Consider the following 16,284-nt stretch of genomic DNA (forward strand, 5'->3'; position numbering starts at 1 on the left):
TCATGAGCCGCGCACTGCAACGCATCGATGAAACCCGCGAAGCCCTTATCGGCGCGCTTGCTGAACGCAACTGGGAAGCCGTTGGCGAGCTGGACCTGGGGTGCCGCGCAGCGATTGATGAAGTGCTCAGTGAGCCGCCGGTGGACGAAGATGCGCTGCGGGAGAAGCTGGAGAGCCTGCTGGCGGTGTATCAGCAATTGCTTGAAGTAACGATGGGCGAGCGCCAGGCAATTTTCGAAGAGATGTCGCAGATCAACCAAGCGAAAAATGCGTCAAAGGTTTACCATCTGTTCGGTTGAACGGGCGCAGTTAATCCGAACGGCGCGTCATATATTTGACTGTGCCAGCATTTTTGACTTAACTAGTGCTGTTTTCAGATTTCAGACGTCTAGTAAGGTAAGAAGTCTTACAGGCATCTAGATAGCCCGTACTCTGGGCAGAGCGTTTTACTAGGGAAGTTGCTATTGCATGTGGCGTGAAACCAAAATTCTGCTGATTGATGACGATAGCGTCCGCCGCCGCGATTTAGCGGTGATTTTAAATTTTCTTGGCGAAGAAAATCTGCCCTGCGGTAGCCATGATTGGCAGCAGGCGGTCAGCTCGTTGTCCTCGAGCCGTGAAATCATTTGTGTACTGATCGGGACGGTAAACGCTCCTGGCGCAGTTCTGGGCTTGTTAAAGACACTGTCAACCTGGGATGAGTTCCTTCCGGTGTTGCTGATGGGCGATATTTCTTCGCTCGACCTGCCGGAAGACCAGCGCCGCAGGGTGTTGTCCGCTCTGGAAATGCCGCCCAGCTACAGCAAATTGCTCGACTCCCTGCACCGCGCCCAGGTCTATCGCGAGATGTACGACCAGGCCCGTGAGCGCGGTCGTCACCGCGAACCCAACCTGTTCCGCAGTCTCGTCGGCACCAGCCGGGCGATCCAGCACGTGCGCCAGATGATGCAGCAAGTGGCCGATACCGACGCCAGCGTGCTGATCCTCGGCGAGTCGGGCACCGGCAAGGAAGTGGTCGCGCGCAACCTGCACTATCACTCCAAGCGCCGCGACGGGCCCTTTGTGCCGGTCAATTGCGGGGCGATCCCGGCAGAGCTGCTCGAAAGCGAACTGTTCGGCCACGAGAAGGGCGCCTTTACCGGGGCGATCACCAGCCGTGCCGGGCGTTTCGAGCTGGCCAACGGCGGCACCCTGTTCCTCGACGAAATCGGCGACATGCCGCTGCCCATGCAGGTCAAGCTGTTGCGCGTGTTGCAGGAGCGCACCTTCGAACGTGTGGGCAGCAACAAGACCCAGAGCGTCGACGTGCGGATCATTGCGGCTACCCATAAGAACCTCGAAAGCATGATCGAGGTCGGCAGCTTCCGCGAAGATCTCTATTACCGCCTCAACGTGTTCCCGATCGAGATGGCCCCGCTGCGTGAGCGCGTGGAAGACATCCCGCTGCTGATGAACGAACTGATCTCGCGCATGGAGCACGAAAAGCGCGGTTCGATCCGCTTCAATTCGGCAGCGATCATGTCCCTGTGCCGCCACGGCTGGCCGGGCAACGTCCGCGAGCTGGCCAACCTGGTGGAGCGCATGGCGATCATGCATCCCTACGGTGTGATCGGCGTGGTCGAGCTGCCGAAGAAATTCCGCTACGTCGACGAAGAAGACGAGCATCTGGTGGACAGCCTGCGCAGCGACATGGAAGAGCGGATCGCCATCAACGGTCATACCCCGGACTTCGGTGCCACCGCGATGCTGCCGCCGGAAGGCCTGGACCTCAAAGACTACCTCGGCAACCTTGAACAAGGGCTGATCCAGCAAGCCCTGGACGACGCCAACGGCATCGTCGCGCGTGCCGCCGAGCGCCTGCGTATCCGTCGAACCACCCTGGTGGAAAAGATGCGCAAGTACGGGATGAGCCGTCGAGACGGTGATGAACAGGCAGATGATTGACGCCTGTTTTTCAAGTAACTGAAAACTAAGCGCATTTTTTTAGGCACGGGTATTGCTACAGCCCTCGCAACGTTCCGTTTAACTGACGGTCAGCCAAGCGAGAGAGCATGATGCCCCACGCCGCCCAACTACCTTCGGCCCCTGAACTCCAGGGGCCTGTCCCGTCCGCCGAACAGCTCGGCCGGCATGGCCTTGAGCAGGCGTTCTCGCTGTTCAGTCAGATGTCCAGCCAGTTGACCGACTCCTACAGCCTGCTGGAAGCGCGGGTCTCCGAGCTCAAGGGCGAGTTGGCGGTGGTCAGTGCCCAGCGCATGGAAGAGCTGGCCGAGAAAGAGCGCCTGGCCAACCGTCTGCAGAACCTGCTCGATCTGTTGCCTGGCGGTGTGATCGTCATCGACGACCAGGGCCGTGTGCGCGAAGCCAACCCGGCCGCCTGCGACCTGCTCGGACTGCCGTTGGAGGGCGAACTGTGGCGCCATGTGATCAGCCGCTGCTTCGCGCCGCGTGAAGATGACGGCCATGAAATCTCCCTCAAGGATGGGCGCCGCTTGTCCATCGCCACTCGCTCCCTGGACGCGGAGCCCGGTCAACTGGTGCTGCTCAACGACCTGACTGAAACCCGTCACCTGCAAGACCAACTGGCGCGCCATGAGCGCTTGTCGTCGCTGGGTAGGATGGTCGCTTCTTTGGCGCATCAGATCCGCACGCCGTTGTCGGCGGCGTTGATCTACGCCAGTCATTTGACTGATGAGCAATTGCCCGCGGACACCCACCAGCGTTTTGCCGGACGCCTCAAGGAGCGTCTGCATGAGTTGGAGCACCAGGTGCGCGACATGCTGGTGTTTGCCCGCGGCGAATTGCCGCTGACCGACCGCATCACGCCGTCCGGCCTGATGCAGGCGTTGCAAGCGGCGGCCGCCACCCATGTGCAGGACGCCAATGTGCGCTGGCAGTGCGACAGCCACCAAGGCGAATTGCTGTGCAACCGCGACACCCTGGTGGGCGCGCTGCTCAACCTGATCGAAAACGCGACCCAGGCCAGCGGCCCCGGTGCGCGGCTCAAGGTGCATGTGTACGCCCGTGCGCAAACCCTGCGCCTGTGCATCAGCGACAGCGGTAGCGGTATCGAGCCGCAGGTGCTGCAGCGCCTGGGCGAACCGTTTTTCACCACCAAGACCAATGGTACGGGCCTCGGCCTGACGGTGGTCAAGGCTGTGGCGCGCGCCCATCAGGGAGAATTGCAGCTGCGTTCCCACTTGGGGCGTGGCACTTGTGCATTGATGACCTTGCCGCTGTTTTCATGCGCGGCAAGCGCGGAGTAAAAGGCTATGGCTATCAAGGTTCTGTTGGTGGAAGACGATCGTGCCCTGCGTGAGGCATTGGCTGACACGCTGCTGCTGGCGGGCCATGACTATCGGGCGGTCGGTTCTGCCGAGGACGCCTTGGCGGCGGTGGAGCAAGAGGCCTTCAGCCTGGTGGTCAGCGACGTGAACATGCCTGGCATGGACGGCCATCAGTTGCTCGCGCTGCTGCGCGCACGCCAGCCGCAGTTGCCGGTGCTGCTGATGACCGCCCATGGCGCCGTCGAGCGCGCAGTGGATGCCATGCGCCAGGGCGCGGCGGATTACCTGGTCAAGCCGTTCGAGCCCAAGGCGTTGATCGAGCTGGTGGCGCGGCATGCCCTGGGGGTGATTCCTGTCGGCGAGGCAGACGGCCCGATTGCTTTTGAGCCGGCCAGCGCACAATTGCTGGAACTCGCGGCCCGCGTGGCGCGCAGTGATTCCACCGTGTTGATTTCCGGTGAGTCGGGCACCGGCAAGGAAGTGCTGGCGCGCTATATCCACCAGCAATCGGGGCGCGCCCAGCAGCCCTTTATCGCGATCAATTGCGCGGCGATCCCCGACAACATGCTCGAAGCCACGCTGTTCGGCCACGAAAAGGGCTCCTTCACCGGCGCCATCGCGGCCCAGGCGGGCAAGTTCGAGCAGGCCGACGGCGGTACCATCCTGCTCGACGAAATTTCGGAAATGCCCCTGGGCCTGCAAGCCAAGCTGCTGCGGGTGCTGCAGGAGCGTGAAGTGGAGCGGGTCGGTGCGCGCAAGCCGATCCAGCTGGATATCCGCGTGGTCGCCACCACCAACCGCGACCTGGCGGGTGAAGTGGCGGCGGGGCGCTTTCGTGAAGACTTGTTCTACCGCCTCTCGGTATTCCCCCTGGCCTGGCGCCCGCTGCGCGAGCGCCCGGCGGACATCATCCCGCTGGCCGAGCGCCTGCTGAACAACCACGTCAAAAAAATGAAGCACGCCCAGGCGCGGCTGTCGGCCGAAGCCCAGGCATGCCTGATCGGCTACCCATGGCCCGGCAACGTGCGGGAACTGGACAACGCCATTCAGCGTGCGTTGATTCTGCAGCAGGGCGGCTTGATCCAGCCCCAGGACTTCTGCCTGGCCATGGGCAGCGGCGCCGCGCCGTTACCGAGCCTGGCGCCCGCGCCGCTGGTCGCCGAAGCCGAATCCGCCGGGGCCCTGGGCGACGATCTGCGCCGCCGCGAATTCCAGATGATCATCGACACCCTGCGCGCCGAACGCGGCCGCCGTAAAGAAGCGGCCGAGCGCCTGGGCATCAGCCCACGCACCCTGCGCTACAAGTTGGCGCAGATGCGGGATGCGGGGATGGACGTGGAAGCTTATCTGTTTGCTATCTGAGCGGTAACAAGGTCGACAAGTTTTGTCGCCTTTTCTTACAGGTTGATACAGAGCTGGCACCCTTGTTGCTACCACCCCTAGTAACCGCTGCGTAGTGTCAAAAAATTGCGGGTCGTCGGAGAGAGAAGGTCATGAGCCAGGGTATTGAGTTCAATCGGTTGATGTTGGATATGCGCTCCATGCAAATGGACGCCATGGCTCAACCGAAATCCGTCGCACAAGCGCCGGAATTGGGCCAAAGCAGTTTCGCCGATATGCTCGGCCAGGCCATCAACAAAGTCAGTGACACCCAGCAAGCCTCCAACCAGTTGGCGACCGCGTTCGAGATCGGCAAGAGCGGCGTGGACCTGACCGACGTGATGGTCGCTTCGCAGAAAGCCAGTGTGTCCTTTCAGGCCTTGACCCAGGTGCGCAACAAACTGGTCCAGGCTTATCAAGACATCATGCAGATGCCGGTTTAAGGACGAGATTTAAGTCATGGCAGAAGCAGTCGTGGACAACGTACCCGCCAAGACAGACGGCAAGCCGCCGCTGTTTGGCCTGTCGTTCCTGGAAAACCTCTCGGAAATGACCATGCTGCGTCAGGTGGGCCTGATGGTCGGCCTGGCGGCCAGCGTGGCGATTGGTTTTGCTGTGGTGCTGTGGTCGCAGCAACCCGATTACCGGCCGCTGTACGGCAGCCTGGCCGGTATGGACTCCAAGCAGATCATGGAAACCCTGGCCGCCGCCGACATCGCCTACACCGTGGAGCCCAACTCCGGGGCACTGCTGGTCAAGGCCGATGACGTCGCCCGGGCGCGCATGAAGCTGGCCGCCGCCGGCGTGACCCCGTCCGACAGCAACATCGGTTTCGAGATCCTCGACAAGGACCAGGGCCTGGGTACCAGCCAGTTCATGGAAGCCACCCGCTACCGTCGTGGCCTGGAAGGCGAACTGGCGCGCACCATCTCCAGCCTCAATAACGTCAAGGGCGCGCGGGTCCACCTGGCGATTCCGAAGAGTTCGGTGTTTGTGCGCGACGAGCGCAAGCCAAGTGCCTCGGTACTGGTCGAGCTGTTTTCCGGCCGCTCCCTGGAGCCTGGCCAGGTACTGGCGATCATCAACCTGGTGGCCACCAGCGTTCCCGAATTGAGCAAGTCGCAAATCACCGTGGTCGACCAGAAGGGCAACCTGTTGTCCGACATGGCCGAAAACTCTGCGCTGACCCAGGCCGGCAAGCAGTTCGACTACAGCCGCCGCATGGAAAGCATGCTCACCCAGCGTGTCCACAACATCCTGCAACCGGTGCTGGGCAACGACCGCTACAAGGCTGAAGTGTCCGCCGACGTGGATTTCAGCGCTGTCGAGTCGACCTCCGAGCAATTCAACCCGGACCAGCCGGCCCTGCGCAGCGAGCAGTCCACCAGCGAACAACGCACCGCCAGCAACGGCCCGCAAGGCGTACCGGGTGCCCTGAGCAACCAGCCGCCGGCCCCGGCCTCGGCACCGCAAACCACCGGCGGCGCCGCCGCGACCGCGGGCGCCATCGCTCCCGGCCAGCCACTGTTGGACGCCAACGGCCAACAGATCATGGACCCGGCCACCGGCCAGCCGATGCTCGCTCCGTACCCGGCGGACAAGCGTAACCAGTCGACCAAAAACTTCGAACTCGACCGTTCCATCAGCCACACCAAGCAGCAACAGGGCCGGATCAACCGCCTGTCGGTGTCGGTGGTGGTCGATGACCAGGTCAAGGTCAACGCCGCTGACGGCGCCGTCACCCGCGCACCGTGGAGCGCCGACGAATTGGCGCGCTTCACCCGCCTGGTGCAGGATGCCGTCGGTTTCGACGCCAGCCGTGGCGACAGCGTCAGCGTGATCAACATGCCGTTCTCCGCCGAGCGTGGCGAAGTGATCGCCGAAGCGGCGTTCTACACCCAGCCGTGGTTCTGGGACATCGTCAAGCAAGTGCTGGGCGTGTTGTTCATCCTGGTGCTGGTGTTCGGCGTACTGCGTCCGGTGCTCAACAACATCACCGGCAATGGCAAGAAACAACTGGCGGCCTTCGCTGGCGGCGACGTCGAGTTGGGTGGCATGGGCGGCCTGGACGGCGAACTGGCCAACGACCGCGTCAGCCTCGGCGGCCCGCAAAGCATCCTGTTGCCAAGCCCGAGCGAAGGCTATGACGCTCAGTTGAACGCAATCAAGAGTCTGGTGGCAGAAGACCCGGGCCGTGTGGCCCAGGTCGTGAAAGAGTGGATTAACGCAGATGAGTGATAATCGAGCCGCTGTTGCCAAACTCACCAAGGTCGACAAAGCCGCAGTCCTGCTGCTGTCCCTGGGTGAAACCGACGCCGCCCAAGTGCTGCGCCACATGGGCCCCAAAGAGGTTCAACGGGTCGGCGTGGCCATGGCGCAAATGCGCAACGTTCACCGTGAGCAGGTCGAGCAGGTGATGAGCGAGTTCGTCGAGATCGTCGGCGACCAGACCAGCCTGGGTGTCGGCTCCGACAGCTACATCCGCAAGATGCTCACCTCGGCCCTCGGCGAAGACAAAGCCAACGGCCTGATCGACCGCATCCTGCTGGGCGGCAACACCAGCGGCCTCGACAGCCTCAAATGGATGGAACCGCGCGCCGTCGCCGACGTGATCCGCTACGAGCACCCGCAGATCCAGGCGATCGTGGTGGCGTACCTCGACCCGGACCAGGCCGGCGAAGTGCTCGGCCACTTCGACCATAAAGTGCGCCTGGACATCATCCTGCGCGTATCGTCGCTGAACACCGTGCAGCCGGCGGCCCTGAAAGAACTCAACACGATTCTCGAGAAGCAGTTCTCGGGCAACTCGAATGCTTCGCGCACCACCTTGGGTGGTATCAAGCGCGCCGCCGACATCATGAACTTCCTCGACAGCTCGGTCGAAGGCCAGTTGATGGACTCGATCCGCGAGATCGACGACACCCTGTCCGGCCAGATCGAAGACCTCATGTTCGTGTTCAACAACCTCTCCGATGTCGACGACCGTGGCATCCAGGCGCTGTTGCGCGAAGTCTCCTCCGACGTGCTGGTACTGGCCCTCAAGGGCTCGGACGAAGGCGTCAAGGAGAAGATCTTCAAGAACATGTCCAAGCGCGCCTCGGAACTGTTGCGCGACGACCTGGAAGCCAAAGGCCCGGTGCGCGTCAGCGACGTGGAAACCGCCCAGAAGGAAATCCTCACCATTGCCCGCCGTATGGCCGAAGCCGGAGAAATCGTTCTCGGCGGGAAGGGCGGCGAAGAAATGATCTAAGGCGCCTCGCATGTCGAACAAAGATGAGACGCCCAGCGATCTGATTCGCGCGCGGGACGTGGGCGGGTTCGACATCTGGTCGTTGCCCAGCTTCGATCCGCATGTGCCGGAGCCAGAACCCGAGCCTGTGGAAGAACTGCCGGCGGAAATGGAAGAAGTGCCGCTGGAGGAAGTCCAGCCACTGACCCTGGAAGAGTTGGAAAGCATCCGCCAGGAGGCCTACAACGAAGGCTTTGCCGCTGGCGAAAAAGATGGTTTTCGCAGCGCCACGCTCAAGGTCCGCCAGGAGGCCGAGGTCGCCTTGAGCGTCAAGCTGGCCAGCCTCGAACGCCTGATGGGCAGCCTGTTCGAGCCCATCGCCGAGCAGGATTCGCAGATCGAAAAAGCCATGGTCGGGCTGGTCGAGCACATCGCCCGTCAGGTGATCCAGCGCGAGCTGGTGCTGGACTCCAGCCAGATCGAAAGCGTCATGCGCGAAGCCCTCAAGCTGCTGCCCCTGGGCGTCGGCAATGTGCGGCTGCACATCAACCCGCAGGATTTCGAACAGGTCAAAGCCCTGCGCGAGCGCCATGAAGAAACCTGGCGCATCGTCGAAGACGCCGATCTGCAGCCCGGTGGTTGCCGCGTCGAGACCGAATACAGCCGCATCGACGCCACCGTGGAAACGCGCATCAGCCAGATCATGGCCCAGCTGCTGGATCAGGTCCACGAGCAGCTCCTGAACCCGGCCGAACCGGACATGAGCGTGGACCTGGACGCCGCCGATGCGCCTTGATCGCACCAGCTTCGCCAAACGCCTGGGTGGTTATATCGAGGCCACTGGGTTGCCCGGCCAGCCGATTCTCGAAGGGCGCCTGCTGCGCATGGTCGGCCTGACCCTCGAAGCCGAAGGCCTGCGCGCCGCCATGGGCAGCCGCTGCCTGGTGATCAACGACGACAGCTACCACCCGGTGCAGGTCGAAGCCGAAGTCATGGGCTTTTCCGGCAGCAAGATTTTCCTCATGCCCGTCGGCAGCCTGGCGGGCATCGCTCCCGGTGCCCGCGTGGTGCCGCTGGCCGATACCGGCCGCCTGCCCATGGGCATGAGCATGCTCGGCCGCGTGCTGGACGGCGCCGGTCGCGCGCTGGACGGCAAGGGCGGCATGAAGGCCGAAGACTGGGTGCCGATGGACGGCCCCACCATCAACCCGCTCAAGCGCAACCCGATCAGCCAGCCGCTGGACGTGGGCATTCGCAGCATCAACGGTTTATTGACGGTCGGTCGCGGCCAGCGTCTGGGCCTGTTCGCCGGTACCGGCGTGGGTAAGTCGGTGTTGCTCGGCATGATGACCCGCTTTACCGAGGCCGACATCATCGTGGTGGGGCTGATCGGCGAACGGGGCCGGGAAGTGAAGGAGTTCATCGAGCACAGCCTCGGTGAAGAAGGCCTCAAGCGTTCGGTGGTGGTTGCCTCCCCGGCCGACGATGCGCCGCTGATGCGTTTGCGCGCGGCCATGTACTGCACGCGCATCGCCGAATATTTTCGCGACAAGGGCAAGAACGTCCTGTTGCTGATGGATTCCCTCACGCGTTTCGCCCAGGCCCAGCGGGAAATCGCCCTGGCCATCGGCGAGCCGCCGGCCACCAAGGGGTATCCGCCGTCGGTGTTCGCCAAGCTGCCCAAGCTGGTCGAGCGCGCCGGTAATGCCGAGGCGGGCGGGGGCTCGATCACCGCGTTCTACACCGTGTTGTCTGAAGGCGATGACCAGCAAGACCCGATCGCCGACTCGGCGCGCGGCGTGCTCGACGGTCACATCGTGCTGTCGCGGCGCCTGGCGGAAGAGGGACACTACCCGGCGATCGACATCGAAGCCTCCATCAGCCGGGTGATGCCGTCGGTGGTCACGCCCGAGCACATGGCCCGCGCCCAGCAGTTCAAGCAGCTGTGGTCGCGCTACCAGCAGAGTCGCGACCTGATCAGCGTCGGCGCCTATGTGGCCGGTGGCGATCGTGAGACCGACCTGGCGATTGCCCTGCAACCGCAATTGGTCACCTACCTGCGCCAGGGCCTCAACGACAACATCAGCATGGGCGAAAGCGAAGCACACCTGCAGTCCATTTTCGCTCCCGCGCCAGGCGGCTAAGCCATGGCCAGCAGCCGCTCCTCACGCCTGGCCCCGGTGGTGGACATGGCCGAAAAGGCCGAAAAAACCGCGGTCCAGCGCCTGGGTTACTTCCAGGGCCAGGTGCGCCTGGCAGAAAGCAAACTCGGCGACCTGGAGCGCTTTCGCGGCGAGTACCAGCAGCAGTGGATCGAGCGCGGCACCAAAGGCGTGTCCGGCCAGTGGCTGATGGGCTACCAGGGCTTTCTCAACCAACTTGAGACCGCCGTCGGCCAGCAGCGCCAGAGCCTGGCCTGGCACCAGAACAACCTCGACAAGGCCCGCGAGAGCTGGCAGCAGGCGTATGCCCGGGTCGAAGGCTTGCGCAAGCTGGTGCAGCGCTATATCGACGAAGCGCGGGCGATCGAGGATAAGCGCGAGCAGAAGCTGCTCGACGAGTTGTCCCAGCGCCTGCCGCGGCAGAATCCCTACTAGCGCCAGGCCCGCTGTTCAATGTGGGAGGGGGGCTTTCCCATATTTGATTCGTCGTGTTGCCCATAGCCCATTCGCCTGCTACACCTTCTATCTAGACCCATGACAAGGAAGCAGTCACATGTCAGTCGTGTCAGAAGTATCCCTGGATGGGACGAAGTTGACGATTGCAATCAAAGGCCGGTTCGATTTCGGCAGCCACCAGATCTTTCGTGAGGCCTACGAGCGTTTCTACAAGGTGCCGGACGTTTACGTGGTCGACCTGAAGGAAACCACCTACATGGACAGTTCCGCCCTGGGCATGCTCCTGCTGCTGCGCGATCATGCCGGGGGCGATGATGCGGAAGTCCAGGTGATCAACATCAGCTCCGACGTGCGCAAGATCCTCGCGATATCCAACTTCGATAAACTGTTCGATATCAATTGAGCGCTCTGGCTCCGGTCCTCGAACCGCTGACCGTCCTGATCGCCGAAGACAGCGCCACCGACTTGCTGTTGCTGTCGACCATTATCCGGCGCCAGGGCCACCACGTGCTCACCGCCAGCAACGGTGTGGAAGCGGTCGACCTGTTCGCCCGCGAACGCCCGCAACTGGTGCTGATGGACGCCCTGATGCCGGTGATGGATGGCTTTGAGGCCGCGCGCCGGATCAAGCAACTGGCGGGCGAAGCCCTGGTGCCGATCATCTTCCTCACCTCCCTGCGCCAAAGCGAAGCCCTGGCCGAATGCCTGGATGCCGGTGGCGATGACTTCTTGCCCAAGCCCTACAACCCGCTGATCCTCGCGGCCAAGATCAATGCGATGGACCGCCTGCGCCGCCTGCAGGCCACGGTATTGCAGCAGCGCGACCTGATCGCCAAGCACCACGACTACCTGCTGCATGAGCAACGCGTGGCCAAGGCGGTGTTCGACAAGGTTGCCCATTCCGGCTGTATCAATGCGGCGCCGAACATTCGCTACCTGCAATCGCCGTATGCGCTGTTCAACGGTGACTTGTTGTTGGCGGCCTACACGCCGGCGGGTGATATGCATGTGCTGCTCGGCGATTTCACCGGGCATGGCCTGCCGGCGGCGGTCGGCGCGATGCCGTTGGCGGAAGTGTTCTACGGCATGACAGCCAAGGGCTATGGGCTGACGCAGATCCTGCGGGAGATGAACGCCAAGCTCAAACGCATCCTGCCGGTGGACATGTTCTGCTGCGCCGCGCTGTTGTGCCTGAGCACGCAGCGGCGCGTGGTGGAGGTCTGGAATGGCGGCATGCCTGATGGCTATGTACACGAAGTCGCCACCGGCAAGCGGACACCGTTGGTGTCACGGCATTTGCCGTTGGGTGTGCTGTCGGCGCAGGCGTTCGAGGATCGTACCGAAGTCTGGCCGATGGCCCTGGGCGACCGCGTGTTTCTGCTCTCCGACGGCGTGCTGGACACCGCTGACGCCAACGAACAGTTGTTCGGCGCCGAGCGCTTGCAGCAGGTGTTTGCCGCCAATCGCGAGCCCGACCGCCTGTTCGAGGATATCGAGCAGGCTCTGGCGGCGTTTTGCGGTGAGGTGCGGGATGATGTGAGCATGGTCGAAATCACCCTGCAGGCCGGCCAGTCGATGCGCGCGACGGGGCCGTTGTACGCCGACAGCGGCCAGTCGTGCCCGTTGGATTGGTCGGTGGGCTTTGAATTCCGCGCCGAGACCCTCAAGCGTTACAACCCGTTGCCCTATCTGCTGCAACTGCTGCTCGAGATCCACGGCCTGCGCGAGCAGAGCGGGGCGCTCTACAGCGTGATGGCCGAACTGTATTCCAACGCTCTGGAGCATGGCGTGCTGGGCCTGGACTCGCGGCTCAAGCGCGATGCCAAAGGGTTCGCGCAGTATTACCGCGAGCGCAACGAGCGGCTGATGCAGCTCAACAGTGGTTATGTGCGCGTGCAGGTGCAGGTGGCGCCCACCGTTACCGGCGGCAGGATGAGCTTGCGCATCGAAGACAGCGGCCCCGGGTTCGATGTGGAACAGGTACTGGCGCGCCCGCTGGATGTCGACCGTCTGTCCGGTCGCGGCTTGAGCCTGGTACGGCAACTGAGCAGCGATGTACGCTGGTCCGACGGCGGGCGTAGCGTCTGCGTGGAGTTTTGCTGGGAGGCTCTGGCATAATCCGCCGATTCTTGATCAAGGAGCGAACAAGTGGTTGAGGTTCATCTGGACCCGGACGTGTTATCGGGTTTGCAGGAAGTCATGGAAGGCGAGTACCCCAAGTTGCTCGATACCTTTCTTGATGATTCGCAAAAGCGCGTCGAAGCGCTGCGCAAGGCGCGCGACGATGCCAAGGCATTGGCGCTTATCGCCCATAGTTTCAAGGGCAGCAGTGGCAACCTCGGGGCGGTGCGGTTGGCGCACTTGTGCCAGCGCCTGGAGGTTGAGTCCGTCGAGGCGGCGGCGGACCTGGGGGCCTTGGTCGATCAGATCGATCATGAGTTTGCGCTGGTCAAGCCGCTGTATGAGTCGGAGCGCCAGCGCTTTCAGCTTTAATTTCAGGCGCGGGACGGCTTTTCGATAGGAGCTGGCCCGACTCTTGCTCTATCTCCTGATACTGCATCCCCGATCCCCATGCAGTGGAGACCTTACCTATGCCAGTCGCCCCTAATTCGCTCCTTCAGGCTGCCTCCGCGGCCAAGCCTCAAGCGCCTGCCGCCAATCCACCGGCGGCGGCTGCGGAGCCACGGGATAAGGGCCCTGGCTTTGCTCAGGTGTTCGCCAGCCAAGGTTCGAAGCCCTCGGCCAAGGCCGACGACAACTCGGCCAAACCCACGCGCGACAAGCCGGCCGACGCGAGTGCCAAACCGGTTGCCGGCAACGATAAGCCTGTCGCGAACAACGATAAACCTGCCGCCGGTACGCCAGCGGTTGCCGATAGCGGCAAACCCTTGCCTGCCGACCCGCCGGCCAAGCCGGCCGACAGCGCCAGCAGTGATCAAACCCCGCCCGCCGACCCGGCCCTGGCGCAGCAGCCTGCGGCAGACCCGACGGTTGCGCCGGTGGTTGACCCCGCGTTGATTGTCACGGTCACGCCAGTTGCTGTGCCGGTGCCGGTGGAAACGCCAGCCCCGGCCGCCGCCAAGGATGACAAGGCCCAGCCGCTGGTCACGACACCGCCGGCAGTGACCGATGCGGCCAAGCCAGCCTTCGATCCCGCGGCAGACCCTCTGGACGCCCTGCCGGCGGTACGCCTGGCGATGGAGCAGGGCGGCCATGTGTCGGCCAGCAGCCAGACGCCGCAGAAAGCCGCGCCGACGTCCCAGGACCAGCCGACTGTCGCGCAGAACTTCGCCACGGGCCTGGCTAACATGGTGGATCAGCAAGCCAGCAAGGACAGCACCGACCAGGGCGGCGACAAAGCCTTTGGCGGGTTGATCGAAGAAGGCCTCAAGGATTTGAAGGGTGCCAGCAGCGACACCCGTGTCGATGACTTCGCCAACCGCCTGGCCGCGCTGACCCAGGCCGCCACGCCGAAAACCGCCAACGCGTTGCCGCCGGTGACCAACGCACCGCTGGCCATGCACCAGAGCGGCTGGACCGAGGAAATCGTCAACCGCGTGATGTACCTGTCCAGCGCCAACCTCAAGTCGGCGGAGATCCAGCTGCAACCGGCCGAACTCGGGCGCCTGGATATCAAGGTCAACATGACAGCGGACCAGCAGGCCCAGGTCACGTTCATGAGCGGTCACGCCGTGGTGCGTGACGCGCTGGAAAGCCAGTCCGGCCGGTTGCGCGAGATGTTCGCCCAGCAGGGCATGGGGCAGGTCGACGTCAACGTGTCCGACCAATCCCGCGGCTGGCAGGGCCAGGGTCAGGGCCAACAGCAACAGAACCAGGCGAACGGTGTCAGTGGCCGTGGCGGTCGGGGTGACAGCGGCGACGTTGCCGATCACGCCGAAGTGGCAGCGGCCGTCGCGCCGGTGACGTCCACCGTGATCGGCTCCAGCGCCGTCGACTACTACGCCTGATTCAGGGCCAACACCGGCCTGAGTGTGGGAGGGGGCTTGCCCCTGATGATCACGACCATTAAGCCTGGCCTGAGTCGATCGCAATCCAAAGGTGGGAGGGGGCTTGCCCCCGATGGCGGTGTGCCCGTCAACGGATCGGTCGACTGGAACTCCGCTATCGGGGGCAAGCCCCCTCCCACAATGGATCTGTGGAGTGGCCGCTGTCCTGCTCTGCCTGACAACTCTGGCATAACACTTGCTCTTGCCTTTCCGTAGATCTATGAATCCCCGAATAGTGACGGATTATTGGCATGGCGAAGAGCGACGACGCAGCAAAAGCACCTGCAGGCAAGGGTAAGCTCAAGCTTATCCTGTTGATTGTCCTGGCCCTGGTCCTGGCCATCGGCGCCTCTGTGGGCGGCACTTGGTACATCATGCACAGCAGTGCGAGCAAACCGGCGCCCGCCGCCGAAACTGCCAGCAACGTCAAGCAACCGGCAATCTTCGAACCGATGCTTCCGGCCTTTGTCGCCAACTTCAACCAGAACGGTCGTCAACGCTACCTGCAGGTGAGCATCACCTTGCTGGCGCGCAACCAGGCAGACCTTGATGCGCTCAAGGTGCATATGCCGGTGATCCGCAACAACCTGGTGATGTTGTTTTCCGCGCAAAGCTTCGACAACCTGGCCACCCCGGTGGGCCAGGAAATGCTGCGCCAGAAGGTCACTGCCAGCGTGCAGGAAGTGGCCCAGAAAGAGCTCGGCAAAGTGGTGGTCGAGCAGGCGCTCTTCACTAATTTCGTATTGCAGTAGGATCACCACATGGCCGTGCAAGACCTGCTGTCCCAGGATGAAATCGATGCGCTGCTGCATGGCGTGGACGATGGTCTGGTACAGACCGAAACGGCTGCCGAACCCGGCAGCGTCAAAAGTTATGACCTGACCAGCCAGGATCGCATCGTCCGTGGACGCATGCCGACCCTGGAAATGATCAACGAGCGTTTCGCCCGTTACACCCGCATCAGCATGTTCAACATGCTGCGCCGCTCGGCGGACGTGGCGGTGGGCGGCGTGCAGGTGATGAAGTTCGGTGAATACGTACACTCGCTGTACGTGCCTACCAGCCTCAACCTGGTCAAGATCAAGCCATTGCGCGGCACGGCGTTGTTCATCCTCGACGCCAAACTGGTGTTCAAGCTGGTGGACAACTTCTTCGGCGGCGACGGCCGTCACGCCAAGATCGAAGGCCGGGAATTCACCCCCACGGAACTGCGGGTGGTGCGGATGGTGCTGGAGCAGGCTTTCATCGACTTGAAGGAAGCCTGGCAGGCGATCATGGAAGTCAACTTCGAGTACATCAACTCGGAAGTGAACCCGGCCATGGCCAACATCGTCGGCCCCAGCGAAGCGATTGTGGTGTCGACGTTCCACATCGAACTCGATGGCGGTGGCGGTGACCTGCACGTGACCATGCCGTACTCGATGATCGAGCCGGTGCGCGAAATGCTCGATGCCGGCTTCCAGTCCGACCTCGACGATCAGGATGAACGCTGGGTCAAGGCCCTGCGCGAAGACCTGCTGGACGTCGACGTGCCGCTGAGCGCCACCGTGGCGCGTCGTCAGTTGCGCCTGCGGGATATCTTGCACATGCAACCGGGCGACGTGATTCCCGTCGAGTTGCCGGAAGAACTGATCATGCGCGCCAACGGCGTGCCGTCGTTCAAGGTCAAGCTCGGTTCCCACAAGGGCAACCTGGCGCTGCAAGTGGTGGAGCCGATCAACCGGCGTTGAGTCACCCGTATTGATGCACCCCTATTTATGAAT

At 62.8% G+C, this 16,284-nt stretch carries 16 protein-coding genes; all 16 read left to right on the forward strand.

The window, feature by feature from the left end:
- Window positions 1-2: 2 nt before the first annotated feature.
- The 16 genes from fliT (at window position 3) to fliM (ending at window position 16,251) form a co-directional block, all read left to right on the forward strand.
- Window positions 3-299 carry a flagellar protein FliT gene (fliT, locus tag ACVWZP_RS29330; RefSeq protein ID WP_046385203.1) on the forward strand — a complete coding sequence of 99 codons (297 nt, stop codon included), beginning with the start codon at window positions 3-5 and terminating at the stop codon, window positions 297-299.
- 169 nt (window positions 300-468) lie between these two features.
- Complete coding sequence (locus ACVWZP_RS29335) at window positions 469-1,944, forward strand: sigma-54 dependent transcriptional regulator (RefSeq protein ID WP_046382517.1); 1,476 nt, start codon at window positions 469-471, stop codon at window positions 1,942-1,944.
- Between the two features lie 110 nt (window positions 1,945-2,054).
- Window positions 2,055-3,266 carry a sensor histidine kinase gene (locus ACVWZP_RS29340; RefSeq protein ID WP_288076384.1) on the forward strand — a complete coding sequence of 404 codons (1,212 nt, stop codon included), beginning with the start codon at window positions 2,055-2,057 and terminating at the stop codon, window positions 3,264-3,266.
- 6 nt (window positions 3,267-3,272) lie between these two features.
- On the forward strand, window positions 3,273-4,649 hold the full coding sequence (locus ACVWZP_RS29345) for a sigma-54-dependent transcriptional regulator (RefSeq protein WP_017845376.1): 1,377 nt from the start codon (window positions 3,273-3,275) through the stop codon (window positions 4,647-4,649).
- A gap of 131 nt (window positions 4,650-4,780) precedes the next feature.
- Window positions 4,781-5,110, forward strand: coding sequence for a flagellar hook-basal body complex protein FliE (fliE, locus tag ACVWZP_RS29350; protein WP_046382518.1), 330 nt, complete (start codon window positions 4,781-4,783; stop codon window positions 5,108-5,110).
- Window positions 5,111-5,126: 16 nt separating this feature from the next.
- Window positions 5,127-6,905 (forward strand): flagellar basal-body MS-ring/collar protein FliF, encoded by a 1,779-nt coding sequence (gene fliF, locus ACVWZP_RS29355; RefSeq protein ID WP_017845378.1) that lies wholly within the window; start codon window positions 5,127-5,129, stop codon window positions 6,903-6,905.
- Entirely contained in the window at window positions 6,898-7,917 is a 1,020-nt protein-coding gene (fliG, locus tag ACVWZP_RS29360; protein WP_010563975.1) for a flagellar motor switch protein FliG, read from the forward strand. Before fliF ends, fliG begins: the two co-directional genes overlap by 8 nt.
- Before the next feature lie 10 nt (window positions 7,918-7,927).
- Window positions 7,928-8,692, forward strand: a complete 765-nt coding sequence (gene fliH / locus ACVWZP_RS29365; protein ID WP_017845379.1) for a flagellar assembly protein FliH — start codon at window positions 7,928-7,930, stop codon at window positions 8,690-8,692.
- Window positions 8,682-10,040, forward strand: coding sequence for a flagellar protein export ATPase FliI (fliI, locus tag ACVWZP_RS29370; protein ID WP_017845380.1), 1,359 nt, complete (start codon window positions 8,682-8,684; stop codon window positions 10,038-10,040). The genes fliH and fliI overlap by 11 nt, the downstream gene beginning before the upstream one ends.
- 3 nt (window positions 10,041-10,043) lie before the next feature.
- Window positions 10,044-10,493: a flagellar export protein FliJ gene (gene fliJ / locus ACVWZP_RS29375; RefSeq protein ID WP_017845381.1), complete on the forward strand. Its 450-nt coding sequence runs from the start codon at window positions 10,044-10,046 to the stop codon at window positions 10,491-10,493.
- A gap of 118 nt (window positions 10,494-10,611) precedes the next feature.
- Entirely contained in the window at window positions 10,612-10,917 is a 306-nt protein-coding gene (locus tag ACVWZP_RS29380; RefSeq protein WP_017845382.1) for an STAS domain-containing protein, read from the forward strand.
- Entirely contained in the window at window positions 10,914-12,632 is a 1,719-nt protein-coding gene (locus ACVWZP_RS29385) for an ATP-binding SpoIIE family protein phosphatase (RefSeq protein WP_177032100.1), read from the forward strand. Before ACVWZP_RS29380 ends, ACVWZP_RS29385 begins: the two co-directional genes overlap by 4 nt.
- Window positions 12,633-12,662: 30 nt before the next feature.
- Window positions 12,663-13,007, forward strand: a complete 345-nt coding sequence (locus tag ACVWZP_RS29390; RefSeq protein WP_017845384.1) for an Hpt domain-containing protein — start codon at window positions 12,663-12,665, stop codon at window positions 13,005-13,007.
- Window positions 13,008-13,105: 98 nt separating this feature from the next.
- Window positions 13,106-14,482: a flagellar hook-length control protein FliK gene (locus ACVWZP_RS29395; RefSeq protein WP_457370349.1), complete on the forward strand. Its 1,377-nt coding sequence runs from the start codon at window positions 13,106-13,108 to the stop codon at window positions 14,480-14,482.
- A gap of 290 nt (window positions 14,483-14,772) precedes the next feature.
- The gene (gene fliL / locus ACVWZP_RS29400; protein WP_017845386.1) at window positions 14,773-15,273 is read left to right on the forward strand and encodes a flagellar basal body-associated protein FliL; all 501 of its coding nucleotides are present in this window, start codon (window positions 14,773-14,775) and stop codon (window positions 15,271-15,273) included.
- Between the two features lie 9 nt (window positions 15,274-15,282).
- Entirely contained in the window at window positions 15,283-16,251 is a 969-nt protein-coding gene (fliM, locus tag ACVWZP_RS29405; RefSeq protein WP_017845387.1) for a flagellar motor switch protein FliM, read from the forward strand.
- The last annotated feature ends 33 nt before the right edge of the window (window positions 16,252-16,284 follow it).

It is taken from the genome of Pseudomonas sp. TE36184, from assembly GCF_054060055.1.

Coding starts and splice junctions, on each gene's coding strand:
- ACVWZP_RS29340 (WP_288076384.1), top strand. CDS start 2,055: ATGCCCCACGCCGCCCAACTACCTTCGGCCCCTGAACTCCAGGGGCCT.
- ACVWZP_RS29380 (WP_017845382.1), top strand. CDS start 10,612: ATGTCAGTCGTGTCAGAAGTATCCCTGGATGGGACGAAGTTGACGATT.
- fliL (WP_017845386.1), top strand. CDS start 14,773: ATGGCGAAGAGCGACGACGCAGCAAAAGCACCTGCAGGCAAGGGTAAG.
- ACVWZP_RS29335 (WP_046382517.1), top strand. CDS start 469: ATGTGGCGTGAAACCAAAATTCTGCTGATTGATGACGATAGCGTCCGC.
- fliI (WP_017845380.1), top strand. CDS start 8,682: ATGCGCCTTGATCGCACCAGCTTCGCCAAACGCCTGGGTGGTTATATC.
- fliE (WP_046382518.1), top strand. CDS start 4,781: ATGAGCCAGGGTATTGAGTTCAATCGGTTGATGTTGGATATGCGCTCC.
- fliH (WP_017845379.1), top strand. CDS start 7,928: ATGTCGAACAAAGATGAGACGCCCAGCGATCTGATTCGCGCGCGGGAC.
- fliJ (WP_017845381.1), top strand. CDS start 10,044: ATGGCCAGCAGCCGCTCCTCACGCCTGGCCCCGGTGGTGGACATGGCC.
- ACVWZP_RS29395 (WP_457370349.1), top strand. CDS start 13,106: ATGCCAGTCGCCCCTAATTCGCTCCTTCAGGCTGCCTCCGCGGCCAAG.
- fliT (WP_046385203.1), top strand. CDS start 3: ATGAGCCGCGCACTGCAACGCATCGATGAAACCCGCGAAGCCCTTATC.
- ACVWZP_RS29345 (WP_017845376.1), top strand. CDS start 3,273: ATGGCTATCAAGGTTCTGTTGGTGGAAGACGATCGTGCCCTGCGTGAG.
- fliG (WP_010563975.1), top strand. CDS start 6,898: ATGAGTGATAATCGAGCCGCTGTTGCCAAACTCACCAAGGTCGACAAA.
- fliM (WP_017845387.1), top strand. CDS start 15,283: ATGGCCGTGCAAGACCTGCTGTCCCAGGATGAAATCGATGCGCTGCTG.
- fliF (WP_017845378.1), top strand. CDS start 5,127: ATGGCAGAAGCAGTCGTGGACAACGTACCCGCCAAGACAGACGGCAAG.